Raw genomic sequence first — 12,585 nt, forward strand, 5'->3', positions numbered from 1 at the left:
TCTGACTCAGTTCCGCGGGCGCTTGAGGTAGGCGACGGGGGCGTTGCCCTCCGGGCCGGGCAGCACGGTGACCAGCTCCCAGCCGTCCTCGCCCCACTGGTCAAGGATGCCCTTGGTGTTGTGGATGATCAGCGGAATCGTCGCGTATTCCCATTGGGTCTCAGATGCACTCATATTCTCAGACTAACGGACGCCTGCCGCGACCAAGAAGCGTCCGTCCAGATCCGTCGCGATCCGCGTCCAGATCCGCGCCCGGGTCCGGGTGACGTCACCTCCCGCAGCGGCTTGGAGCTTGCCGGTAGGATGAAGCCCATGGCGTCGCGTAAATCTCCCCTGTTTGATACTGCCACCACGGTCGGCAAGATCATGTCCTTCCTGGGCGTGAGCGCTCTCTGCGGCCTGCTGGCAGCAGGGCTGATCTTCCCGCTGGCGGCCTCTGGCGGGGCTGCCGCGGCCGCCGGCACGGACATCCTCGAGGACATCCCTGCCGAGCTGGCAGAGGAACCGCTGAGCGTGCCCTCGCACATCTACGCCTCCGACGGCACCGAGCTGGCGACCTTCTATGCCGAGAACCGGCAGCCGGTGGCGCTGGAGGATATCTCCCAGGAGATGATCGACGCCATCATCGCCATCGAGGACGAGCGCTTCTACGAGCACGGCGGCGTCGATCCCCGCGGCCTGTCCCGGGCGCTGGTGCACAACGCCACCTCGGACTCCCAGCAGGGTGCCTCCACGATCACCCAGCAGTATGTGAACAACATGTTGATCAACGCCGTGGTGATCACCGGTGAGGGCCGCCTGACGATCTCCGGCACCGGGGAGAAGACCTACGCCGACAAGCTGCGCGAGATGAAGCTCGCCGTCGCCGTCGAGCAGGAGATGACCAAGGACGAGATCCTCGCGGGCTACCTGAACATCGTGCTGCTCGGGGGCCGCACCTACGGCGTCGAGGCGGCCGCGCAGTATTATTGGGGCATCCCGGCCTCGGAGCTCAACGTGGCCCAGGCCGCAGTCCTGGCCGGAATGGTGCAGTCGCCCAACGGCTACAACCCCGAGGTCAACCCAGAGGCGTCCCAGGCTCGCCGGGACATCGTGCTCGGTTCGATGCTGGACGAAGAGGTCATCACCCAGGAGGAGTACGACGAGGCGGTCGGCTCGGGCCTTGGGCTGGAGATCAACCGCGAGGAGGTCGGCTGCGTCTCTGCCACGATGGCTCCTTACTTCTGTGACTACGTGCGCCGCGAGATCCTCGCCAGCGACACCTTCGGCCCCGACGAGGCGGCGCGGGAAGAACTGCTCGACCGCGGCGGTCTGCGCATCACGACCACCCTCGACCCCGACGCTCAGACCGCGGCCCAGGACCAGGTTGAAGCCGCTGTTCCGGTGACCGACGAATCAGAGGCCGCGGCGACCCTGACCTCGGTGGAGCCAGGCACCGGAAATATCCTCTCCATGGCGCAGAACCGGGTCTTCGATCCCGACACCACGCAACAGGGACGCACCACGCTGAACTACAACGTCGGTGCCGACGCCGGCGGCGGCGGCGGCTTCCAGGCCGGGTCCTCGCTGAAGCCCTTCGTCGTGGCCGCCTGGATCGAAGAGGGTGGCGAGACCGACGACGTCGTCGACGCCTCCGTGGACGAGTGGGCCGACACCGAGCGCTGGGAAGCCAGCTGCCTGGAGCGTGGATACACCACGGCGGACAACGTCTGGGACGTCAGCAACGTGGAGGACAACTCCAACCGTCGGATGACCATCGACTACGGTGTCTACTTCTCCGTCAACACCGCGACGCTGGCCACGTCAACTGAAATGGACCTGTGCGCGATCACCGATGTCACTGACCGGCTGGGCGTCCGCACGGCACGCGATGGCCAGGGACTTGACCCCAGCAACCCCTCATTCGTGCTTGGGCCGGACGGGGTATCCCCACTCACTCAGGCGGCGGCCTATGCTGCCTTCGCCGACGACGGGAACTACTGTGAGCCGCGTGCGATCCTCGAGGTCACCGACACCCACGGCAACGAGTACGACGTCCCCGAGGCCAACTGCGAACAGGTCATCGACGAAGACGTCGTGGCGCAGGTCAATGACACCACCATCAATATCGCCGAAGGTACCGTCGCGGCCGGAGATCCCCCGTTCCCGATGGCCGGCAAGACCGGAACCAATGACTTTGCGTCCTCGACCTGGTTCGTCGGCTACTCCTCCGGGGTCTCCACCGCGAGCTGGATCGGCAACACCGAGCGAGTCCTGGACGGCTACAACAAGAACCGGGTTCCGGTCAACGGTCAGCGCTACGACGAATTCTTCGGATCTACGCTCGCGGCGCCGATGTGGCTGGAGTACATGACCGCCGTGGGCGACGACTATGACACCTCCGACTTCCGTGAGGCCGATGACTCGCCCTATGAGGACCGGCGTGATCTGGCGCGTTACCGCGACGGCGGCACCGTCTCCGAAGGTGGCGATCCCGGTGGCGAAGGCTCCGAGGCCGACCCTGACGAGGCTTCCGACGACGAGCGCTCGAACAACAACCGCGGCGGGAACAACAACGGCGGCGGCAACGGCGGCGGGAACAACAACGGCGGCGGCAACAGCGGCGGCAGCAACAACGATTCCGACGGAGACGACGACTGAGCGCCACCGCATCCCTGAAGGTGGTGGGCCTGGGTGTCAATGACTTCCAGGTCCGCCATGTGCCTGTGCCGCTGCGCGCCGGCGCCGGACTCAGGATCCTGCACATCTCCGACATCCACTACGTCCCGGGCCAGCGCAAGAAGTTCGCCTGGCTGCAGTCCCTGGCGGAGCTGAAGCCCGACCTGGTGATCAACACCGGGGATAATCTCTCGCACCCCGATGCGGTGGGCGAGGTGCTCGAGGCGTTGGGGTCGCTGCTTCGGTTCCCGGGAGTCTTCGTCGGCGGATCCAACGACTACTACGCGCCCACCTGGAAGAACCCGCTGCGCTATTTCCGCGGCCCGTCCAAGCTGGATGCGGAGCCCGAGAGTCTGGACTGGCAGCGACTGTTCCGCGCCTTTGAGTCCAGCGGATGGAAGAACCTCAACAACCGGACCGCCGAACTGAGTGTGGCCGGACAGGCCCTGAGCTTCTCCGGTCTCGATGATCCGCACATAGGTCGAGACGACTTCCAGGGCTGGCCGGCATCCGGCGCCTCGGTCCAGGAGCGGAGCTCGAGCGTCGATCCACGCAGCACTGGTCCGCTGCGCATCGGTGTGGCCCACGCCCCGGTCTCCGCCGCGCTGGACACGCTGGCCGGCAGCGGCGCCGAACTGATCCTCGCCGGGCACACCCACGGCGGACAGGTCTGCCTGCCCGGCGGTCGCGCCCTGGTCACCAACTGCGACCTGCCGCGTCCTCAGGCCAAGGGGCTGAGCTCGGTGCAGGTCCCGGCACGTCAGGTGCCAGGCCATCCGGAGCAGCCCGCCCGGACCGTCCCGCTCCACGTCTCCGCCGGCATCGGAACCTCTCGAACAGCCCCGGTGCGGCTGTTCTGTCCGCCGGAGGCCACGATCATTGAAGTTCAGCACGAAACGACATAGGTTAGTTGCTTGATGCAACGAGTAGCTGGAGTTGAGAGCACCGAGACCTCCGGGCGCAGTCGTACGCTCTGGCAGGCCCTGGCCCGGCTCGGCCCTTATCTCGAGGGCCTCAAGCTCCGCTGGACCCTGGGCCTGATCGCAGCGATCGGCGCCGGCATCGTCGCACTCTCGATCCCGCAGGTCCTTCAGGTCCTGGTGAACTCGCTGCTAGATGACGACGCCCAGATCAGCGCCGTGTGGGGTGCCGGAGCGGTGATTCTCGCGCTGGGCGTGCTGGAGGCCGGACTGGTCTACCTGCGCCGGTTCTTCGTGATCCCGCCCGCCTCGGACGCCGAGACCTCCATGCGCACCCGGCTCTTCGACAAGCTCCAGGACCTCTCCGCCTCCTTCCACGCCGCCTGGGGAGCCGGGCAGCTGCAGTCCCGCGCCATCGCCGACCTGAACCTGCTGCGCCGCTGGTTCGCCTTCGGCTCGTTGATGCTGATCACCTCGGTGGTCAGCCTGCTCGTGGGCTTCACCCTGATGGCCACGCTTTCTCCGCTGCTGGCGGTGGTCTTCCTCGGCGCCGCGCTGCCGATCATGATCATCGGGCCGCGGTTCCGCAAGAAATTCGTGTACTACTCGCGGGCCTCGCAGGACCAGGCCGGGGACGTGGCCACCAAGGTCGAGGAATCGGTGCATGGGATTCGAGTGCTCAAGGCCTTCGGCCGCGGGGACTACGCCCAGGAGGGCTTCACCGAGGAGGCCGACGAGCTGCGCGACCTCGAGGTCTCCAAGGCCCGGACGCTGGCGAAGTTCCTGATGGCCATGGTGATCCTGCCCGAGGGGATCCTCGGACTGTGCCTGCTGATCGGGCTGTGGCAGGTCGCCAACCAGGAGACCACCGGCGTGACCACCGGCGCGCTGGCCGCGTTCTTCGCCACCGCCGCGGTGCTCAAGGGCCCGATCGAGGGCGTGGGCATGATGCTGGGCATGACCTTCACCGCCAAGACCGCCATCGACCGGCACGCCGACGTGATGGACACCGCCACCGACATCACCTCGCCGGAGGCCCCCGTGCAGGCTCCGGAGCGCGGCGTGCTGGAGCTCGAGGACGTCCATTTCCGCTACCCCGATACCAAGGCCGGGGACCGGGACCTGATCGACGGGGTCACCTTGAAGGTCCGGCCGGGTGAGACCATGGCGCTGGTCTCCGCCACCGGCGGGGGCACCTCCACGCTGCTGAACCTGATTCCCCGGCTCTACGAGGCCACCGGCGGTGCGATCCGGATCGACGGGGTGGATGTGAAGGACTTCAGTCTGGCGGATCTGCGCTCCCGGGTCGGGGTCGCGTTCGAGGACCCGGTCCTGTTCTCCACCTCGGTGAAGTCCAACGTGCTGCTGGGCACCTCCCACCTGCGCGACGTCGACGACCCGCAGGACCCCGACCGTGACGCCGCACCGGCCCCAGATGAGCTCGACGAGGTGCTGCGCCGCTCCCTGAGCACCGCCGACGCCGAGTTCGTCGACGCCCTGCCCCAGGGCGTGGACACCCCCGTGGGGGAGGAGGGGCTGAGCCTCTCCGGCGGTCAGCGTCAGCGCCTGGCGCTGGCCCGCGCGATCGCCTCCGCTCCCTCGGTGCTGCTGCTCGATGATCCGCTCTCCGCCCTGGATGTCCGCACCGAGGAGGCGGTCACGCACCGGCTGCGTGAGGTGCTGAACCGGACCACCACGCTGATCGTCGCGCACCGACCCTCTACCGTGGCGATGGCGGACCGGGTGGCGATGCTCGAGCACGGCCGGATCAGCGACGTCGGCACCCACTCGGAGCTGCTCCAGCGCAGCGCCGCCTACCGCGAGGTCATGAGCGCCAGCGTGCGCCCCGTCAGCGCCGAGGAGGTGCTCAGCCATGAGTGAGGCTTTCGACCGAGCAACGGACGGAGGCCGCGGCGCCGTCGCGGGTGAGGCCCCCCACGCTGGGGCCCCCGACACCGGGGCCCCCCATGCTGGGGCCGACGACACCGGGAACAGCCACGCCGGGGCCGAGTCCACCGCCGATGATCGTTTCGCGCACCTGCGCGGCACCGCCGGCGAGGAACAGATCCAGCTGGACAAGGACGAGCGCCGGTTCATCCGACGTCGTTCCTGGAAGCTGCTGGTCCAGCTCTCCGTCGGGGTGCGGCGCAAACTGCTGATCACGGCGATCTTCGTGGTGATCGCGCAGGCCGCGCAGGCCTCGATCCCGCTGATCGTCGCCTGGGCCATCGACTGGGGGCTGCCCCGGATGGTCGAGGGGCAGAGTTCGGGCATGTGGCTCCCCGGCCTGACCTACATCGCCTGCGCGGTGACCGCGGGGGTGCTGATCTTCCACTACACCCGGATGACCGCCGAGGCCTCGCAGCAGATGCTCTTCACCCTGCGCGGAGAGGTGTTCCGCAAGACTCAGGCGCTGAGCCTGGACTTCCATGAGGACTACACCTCGGGGAAGGTGATCTCCCGGCAGACCTCGGACCTGGAGTCGCTGCGTGAGCTGCTGGACGGCGGGATCAACTCGCTGGTCCAGGGTGTGATGTTCATGTTCTTCACCGGCGTGACCATCTGGATCATGGACTGGCACTCCGGGCTCGTCCTGGTCGCCGCGCTGGTCCCGATCGCGGTGCTGGGCCGCTGGTACCAGCGCAACTCTGAGGTCGCCTACCGGCGCACCAGGGTCTCCTCGGCGAAGATGATCGTGCACTTCGTGGAATCCATGACCGGCATCCGCGCCGTGCAGGCCTTCCGCCGAGAGGACTCCCGATCCCGGCAGTACCGACGCCTGGCGGCAGACTACCGCGAGGACATGATCCGCTCGATCTCCCTCTTCGGGGTGCTTCAGCCCTCGCTGATGCTCATCGGCAACATCACGGTCACCGTGGTCCTGCTCTGGGGCGGCTACCGGGTGATCGAGGGTGATCTCGGCATCGGCGTGCTGGTGGCCCTGGTGCTGGCGACCAAGCGGGTCTTCCAGCCGCTGGACATGATCGCGATGTTCTACAACTCCCTGCAGTCGGCCACCGCGGCACTGGAGAAGGTCTCCGGGCTGCTGGAGGAGAGCCCCACCGTCACCGAGGCCCGCCACCCGCGGCACCTGAGCGAGGCCCGTGGCGAGCTGGAGTTCACCCAGGCCTCGTTCCGCTACGCCGAGGACGGCCCGGTGGTGCTCCACGCCCTTGACCTGCACATCCCAGCAGGTCAGACCGTGGCCGTCGTGGGACGCACCGGCGCCGGGAAGTCCACCCTGGCGAAGCTGCTGGCGCGCTTCTACGACGTGAGCAGCGGTGCGGTGCGCCTCGACGGCGTGGACCTGCGGGATCTCGCGACGAAAGATCACCATCGCCACGTGGCCATGGTGACCCAGGAGGCGTTCCTGTTCTCCGGGACCATCCGAGGCAACATCGCACTGGGCCGGCCGGAGGCCTCCGATTCAGAGATCATCGCCGCGGCCAAGGCCGTGGGCTGTCACGACCTGATCCTTGAGCTGCCGGAGGGCTACGACACCGATGTCAACAAGCGCGGCGGCAGGCTCTCGGCCGGCCAGCGGCAGCTGATCTCCTTCGCCCGGGCGTTCCTGGCGGACCCTGCGGTGCTGATCCTCGATGAGGCGACCTCCTCGCTGGATCTGCCCAGCGAGGCGCTGGTGCAGCAGGGGCTGGAGCGGCTGCTGGGCAACCGCACCGCGCTGATCATCGCGCACCGGCTCTCCACCGTGGCGATCGCGGACCGGGTCCTGGTCATCGACGACGGCCGGGTGGTGGAGGACGGAGCGCCAGACGAGCTCGCGGCGCAGGGCGGCTACTACGCCAAGCTCGACGCGGCGTGGCGCAGCTCCATGGGTGCCTGAGCGGCTCAGTCCGCGCGCGGCAGCTCAGTCTTCGCGCAGCAGCGTGGCCAGGTGGTCGATGGCGTAGCGGTAGCCGTTGAGCCCTGCGCCGGCGATCACCGCCGCCGCGGCGGGGGAGACGTAGGAGTGCCGGCGGAACTCCTCGCGGGCGTGGACGTTGGAGAGGTGCACCTCCACCACCGGCAGGTTCACCGCGCGCAGCGCATCGGCGATCGCCACCGAGGTGTGGGTATAGGCCGCCGGGTTGATCACGATGCCCGAGGCGTTCTGCCTCGCGGCCTGGATCGCATCGATGAGGGTGCCCTCATGGTTGGACTGCAGCAGCTCGGCCTCGAAGCCGAGTGCGGCGGCGGACTCGCGGCACAGGGCTTCGATGTCGGCGAGCGTGGATGAGCCGTAGATTCCGGGCTCCCGGGTCCCCAACAGGTTCAGGTTGGGTCCGTTGATGATCAGCAGGCGCGGAGTCTCAGTGGGCATATTCACACCTTACCGGCCACGCTGAGACCCCCACCACGCACTGAGGGGCGGATTCTCCGGGTATTCCACCCCTCAAAGGGGGCAAGATGCCCGGAAAATCCGCCCCTCAACAGCGGGGGGGGGGGTGCTGCTAGGAGGCGCCGTGCTTGGCGCGCATGTCCTCCGCGATCTGCAGCATCACCGTGGGATCGGCCAGCGTGGAGGCATCTCCGGCCTCGCGACCCTCGGCCACATCCTTGAGCAGCCGCCGCATGATCTTCCCGGAGCGGGTCTTCGGCAGCTCCGGGACCACCAGCACGTTGCGCGGCTTGGCGATCGGGCCGATCTCCTTGCCCACATGAGCGCGAAGATCCTGCTCCATCTGCTCCTTGTCGCCGCCCTCGGAATCGCCGCGCAGGATCACGAACGCCACCACGGCCTCGCCGGTGGTCGCGTCCTTGGCTCCGACGACGGCGGCCTCCGCCACCGCCGGGTGTGAGACCAGCGCCGATTCGATCTCGGTGGTGGAGAGTCGGTGCCCGGAGACGTTCATGACGTCATCCACGCGTCCCATGAGCCAGACGTCGCCGTCCTCATCGGTGCGCGCGCCGTCTCCGGCGAAGTAGACATCCCCGAAGCGGGACCAGTAGGTCTCCTGGTAACGCTCCGGGTTCTTCCAGATCCCGCGCAGCATGGCGGGCCAGGGCTCCTTGATGACCAGCAGGCCGGCCTCGCCCTTCTCCAGCGGGGTGCCCATCTCATCGACGATGCCGATGGAGATGCCGGGCACCGCGGTCTGCGCGGAGCCTGGCTTGGTCGCGGTCACGCCGGGCAGCGGCGCGATCATGTGGGCGCCGGTCTCGGTCTGCCACCAGGTGTCCACGATCGGCGCCGGCTCCTCCTTGGGAGCCTTGCCCACGCCGTTGTTGGCACCGATCACGTCGCGGAACCACAGCCAGGCCTCGGGGTTGATCGCCTCGCCCACGGTGCCCAGCACTCGAAGGGTCGAGAGGTCGAACTGGTCCGGGATCTCCCGGCCCCACTTCATGCACGTGCGGATCAGCGTCGGCGCGGTGTAGAACTGCGTCACCCCGTATTTCTGCACGATCTCCCAGAGCCGTCCCTTATGCGGGGTGTCCGGGGTGCCCTCATAGATGACCTGGGTGGCGCCGTTGACCAGCGGACCGTAGACGATGTAGGAGTGCCCGGTCACCCAGCCGACGTCGGCGGTGCACCAGTAGACGTCGGTCTCCGGGTGCAGGTCGAAGGTGTCCCGGTGGGTCACTGCGGTCTGGGTCAGGTAGCCGCCGGTGGTGTGCAGGATGCCCTTGGGCTTCCCGGTGGTGCCGGAGGTGTAGAGGATGAACAGCGGGTGCTCGGAATCGTGGGCCACGTAGCTGTGCTCGGTGGACTGCTGCGGCACGACGTCGTGCCACCAGACGTCGAGGTCCTCGTTGAAGGCGACCTCTTCGCCGTTGCGCTTGACCACGATCACGTGCTCCACGGTGTGCCCGGGCTCCGCGAGCGCGTCGTCCACGGCTGGCTTCAGCGTGGAGGGCTTGCCGCGGCGATAGGAGCCGTCAGCGGTGACCACCAGCTTCGCCTCGGCGTCATCCACGCGGGAGCGCAGCGCGTCGGAGGAGAACCCGCCGAAGACCACGGAGTGGATCGCGCCGATGCGGGCGCAGGCCAGCATGGTCACGATGGTCTCGGGGATCATCGGCATGTAGATGGCCACCCGGTCACCCTTGGTGAGGCCGAGGGACTCGAAGGCGTTGGAGGCGCGCGCGACGTCGTCGGCCAGCTCCTGGTAGGTGATGCTGCGTGAGTCGCCGGGCTCACCCTCGAAGTGCAGCGCGACGCGGCTTCCGTTGCCGGCCTCGACGTGGCGGTCCACTGCGTTGTAGGCCGCGTTCACCTCGCCGCCGACGAACCATTTGGCCACCGGGGCCTCGGACCAGTCGAGCACCTCGGTGAAGTCTTTGTCCCAGCTCAGCACGGAGCGGGCCTGATTGGCCCAGTAGCCGAGGCGATCCTCGGCGGCCTTGTCGTACCGGTCCTGCGTGGCCACGGCGTTCTTGGCGAAGGTCTCGCTCGGGGGGAAGACCTGACCCGACTTCTGCATCGAGTCCAGTTTGTTCTCTTGCTGGGGATTCGGGGTCATGTGGCTCCTCCTTGGATACTCCTGTGTTGCCGCTCACAATACATCCTTTGCCGCCGTGGGTCTGAGGCGGATATCACATAGCGGACACCCCTCTTCGGCTTTCGTAGAATGGTCTCGATGAGTCAAGAGACCCTGCTGGGAAAGAAGCGCCGCGTGCGCCGGATCAATCGCGTCCTGGGGGAGGTCTACTCCTACGCCGTGGCCGAGCTGGACTTCAGCAACGCCTTCGAGCTGCTGATCGCCACGGTGCTCTCCGCGCAGACCACCGACGTCCGGGTCAATGCGATCACTCCTGAGCTGTTCCGGCGCTGGCCGGACGCGCATGCCATGGCCCACGCCCCGGAGGAGGAGCTGGCCGAGGTGATCCGATCCACCGGCTTCTATCGCGCCAAGACCCGTTCGCTGCTGGGGCTCTCGAATGCGCTTGTCAGCGAGCACGACGGCGAGGTGCCGGGTTCCCTGGACGCGCTGGTCAAGCTGCCCGGGGTGGGCCGCAAGACCGCTTTTGTGGTGCTCGGAGATGCCTTCGGCAAGCCCGGGCTCACCGTGGACACCCACTTCGGCCGGCTGGCCCGCAGGCTGGGAATGACCCAGCAGCAGGATCCGGTGAAGGTCGAGCAGGAGGTGGCGGAGCTCTTCGAGCGGCGGGACTGGACCGATCTGTCCCACCGACTGGTCTTCCACGGTCGTCGGATCTGCCACTCCCGACGACCGGCCTGCGGTGCCTGTCCGATCGCCTCGCTGTGCCCCTCCTTCGGGGCCGGAGAGGTTGACCCCGAGACTGCCGCCACGCTGTTGAAGTACGAGCTGGCGCCAGGACGTGAGGAGCTGCTGGCCAAGATGCAGGCCGGGCACACCCGCCGGGAGCTGCGCACCCAGGGATACCCGCTCAGTGCGTGACGCCGAGACCGCCCCGCAGGGTTCAAAGACGCCTGACATGGCCGCGCCCGGGGGGTTCTCGCTGACCGGCGCCACGGTCCCGACTCGGCTCGAGGCCCTGCTGCAGCAGGGACGCGACTACGTCCTGGCGCATCCGGAGTCCTCGGGCTCCGGTGGATGGTGGAACCAGCGTCCGGCCACCACGGCGCCCCGGAGCACCCCGGCCGGTATGCAGGACGCCCGGCAGGCGGCAGTGCTGATGCTCTTCTGCGCCCCCACTCCTGAGGACGACGAGGCGCATCTGCTGCTGACCGAGCGCTCCCCAGGGCTGAAGAAGCACCCCGGTCAGATCTCCTTCCCCGGCGGCGCCCAGGAGAAGTTCGATCGCGATCCGACGGCCGCGGCGCTGCGCGAGGCTCAGGAAGAGGTCGGGCTCGACCCCGCCCGGGTCCGGGTGCTCGGCGCCCTGCCCCCAGCCCCGGTGCCGATCAGCGGGTTCATGGTCACGCCGGTGATCGGCATGGCCGGACACACCGGGGTCCTGCGACCGCAGTCCGGTGAGGTGGAACGGGTGCTCACCGTGAGCCTGCAGGCGCTGATCCGACCGGAGAACCGCCGCACCACGGCCCTGCATCGGGCAGGCACGGTCTTCAAGGCCCCGGCCTTCCTCGTGGAGGGCACGCTGATCTGGGGCTTCACCGGCATCCTGGTGGATCGGGTGCTCAATCGGCTGGGCTGGGAAGAGCCCTGGGACCCCGGTCGCAGCGTGGACCCGCAGGAGTACCTGCCGGGTCTCTAGGTTCGTGGCTTGAGCCCTGCGGCGCGCGTCAGCCCATGCGGTGCACGGCCACGCCCAGGGCGTGGTCCACCCCGGGCAGGTCCTCGGCCTGCTGCGCGGCCATGGACTCGAGCATCTCCCGGGTCTCGGTGGCGCAGCCCAGCTCAGCCAGATACTGCTCGTGCGCCTCCAGCGAGGCGAGCCCCCGCTGCAGCGGCTCCCCGCTGATATCGACCACATGGGTCGGCGCGGCCCCGAACACCAGCAGCTCGCGCACCGCCCAGGGCTCAAGCCGTTCCTGCTCCAGGAGTTCACGGAACACCCAGGGGTTGTCCGCGTCGCGGATCGCATCCAGGGTGGCCAGTCCAGCGGCGCGGTGATCCGCGTGGTTCAGCCCCCAACCGACCTCCAGCGCCCAGGTCTGGGTCAGCACGACCTCGGGGCGCAGTTGCCGGATGCGTCGGGCGATCTGCCGCCGGGCGTCCAGCGAGGCCTCAAGCGTGCCGTCGGGCAGATCCAGGATCACCAGGTCTGTGACCCCCACCAGCTCGCAGGCCCGGCGCTGCTCCTCGGCACGGATCGCGGCGGCCTCCTCGGGATCCCGGCTGCGCATCCCGGCCTCCCCCGCGGTGAGCAGCAGATAGGAGACTTCGGCGCCCTGGGCGGTCCAGCGGGCGACGGCGGCCGAACCGCCGTACTCCATGTCGTCTGGGTGCGCCACGACGCACAGGACCCGGCGCAGCTCAGCGTCGGGATACTCAGGCAGGGCGGCGGGATCAGTGCTCATCTGCCCAGTCTAGGAGCGGATCGAGGTCCGGGCGCAGGGCCGGGTGCCGGCTACAGCGCAGCCTTGCCGAGTGCCCCAGGGTTTTCCCCACCCCGGGAA

General features: G+C 68.2%; 10 protein-coding genes. 6 read left to right on the plus strand and 4 right to left on the minus strand.

Annotated features, from left to right (window positions below; translation table 11 throughout):
- Nucleotides 1-6 precede the first annotated feature (6 nt).
- Entirely contained in the window at nucleotides 7-174 is a 168-nt protein-coding gene (sp36, locus tag I2487_RS15145; protein ID WP_166645872.1) for a Sp36 family protein, read from the minus strand.
- Between the two features lie 138 nt (nucleotides 175-312).
- Between sp36 and I2487_RS15150 the strand changes: the two genes are divergently transcribed.
- The 4 genes from I2487_RS15150 to I2487_RS15165 are packed head-to-tail and all read left to right on the plus strand — an operon-like array spanning nucleotide 313 to nucleotide 7,422.
- Nucleotides 313-2,640, plus strand: coding sequence for a transglycosylase domain-containing protein (locus I2487_RS15150; protein WP_255546515.1), 2,328 nt, complete (start codon nucleotides 313-315; stop codon nucleotides 2,638-2,640).
- Between the two features lie 23 nt (nucleotides 2,641-2,663).
- Complete coding sequence (locus I2487_RS15155; RefSeq protein WP_345941457.1) at nucleotides 2,664-3,563, plus strand: metallophosphoesterase; 900 nt, start codon at nucleotides 2,664-2,666, stop codon at nucleotides 3,561-3,563.
- Between the two features lie 12 nt (nucleotides 3,564-3,575).
- A complete protein-coding gene (locus tag I2487_RS15160) occupies nucleotides 3,576-5,459 on the plus strand; it encodes an ABC transporter ATP-binding protein (protein ID WP_207172668.1) in 1,884 nt (627 codons plus the stop codon).
- On the plus strand, nucleotides 5,452-7,422 hold the full coding sequence (locus I2487_RS15165) for an ABC transporter ATP-binding protein (RefSeq protein ID WP_207172669.1): 1,971 nt from the start codon (nucleotides 5,452-5,454) through the stop codon (nucleotides 7,420-7,422). Before I2487_RS15160 ends, I2487_RS15165 begins: the two co-directional genes overlap by 8 nt.
- Before the next feature lie 24 nt (nucleotides 7,423-7,446).
- Here the strand turns inward: I2487_RS15165 and aroQ are convergent, their stop codons facing one another.
- Nucleotides 7,447-7,899, minus strand: coding sequence for a type II 3-dehydroquinate dehydratase (gene aroQ, locus I2487_RS15170; RefSeq protein ID WP_207172670.1), 453 nt, complete (start codon nucleotides 7,897-7,899; stop codon nucleotides 7,447-7,449).
- Between the two features lie 130 nt (nucleotides 7,900-8,029).
- Complete coding sequence (gene acs, locus I2487_RS15175) at nucleotides 8,030-10,042, minus strand: acetate--CoA ligase (protein WP_207172671.1); 2,013 nt, start codon at nucleotides 10,040-10,042, stop codon at nucleotides 8,030-8,032.
- 117 nt (nucleotides 10,043-10,159) lie between these two features.
- Between acs and nth the strand changes: the two genes are divergently transcribed.
- Entirely contained in the window at nucleotides 10,160-10,942 is a 783-nt protein-coding gene (gene nth, locus I2487_RS15180) for an endonuclease III (protein ID WP_255546518.1), read from the plus strand.
- A 37-nt stretch (nucleotides 10,943-10,979) separates the two neighbouring features.
- Nucleotides 10,980-11,720 carry an NUDIX hydrolase gene (locus I2487_RS15185; RefSeq protein ID WP_207172673.1) on the plus strand — a complete coding sequence of 247 codons (741 nt, stop codon included), beginning with the start codon at nucleotides 10,980-10,982 and terminating at the stop codon, nucleotides 11,718-11,720.
- Between the two features lie 28 nt (nucleotides 11,721-11,748).
- Here I2487_RS15185 and I2487_RS15190 read toward each other — a convergent pair whose 3' ends face one another.
- On the minus strand, nucleotides 11,749-12,486 hold the full coding sequence (locus I2487_RS15190) for a PIG-L deacetylase family protein (protein WP_207172676.1): 738 nt from the start codon (nucleotides 12,484-12,486) through the stop codon (nucleotides 11,749-11,751).
- Nucleotides 12,487-12,585: the final 99 nt, after the last annotated feature.

It is taken from the genome of Nesterenkonia sp. E16_10, assembly GCF_017347085.1.
GTDB lineage: Bacteria > Actinomycetota > Actinomycetes > Actinomycetales > Micrococcaceae > Nesterenkonia.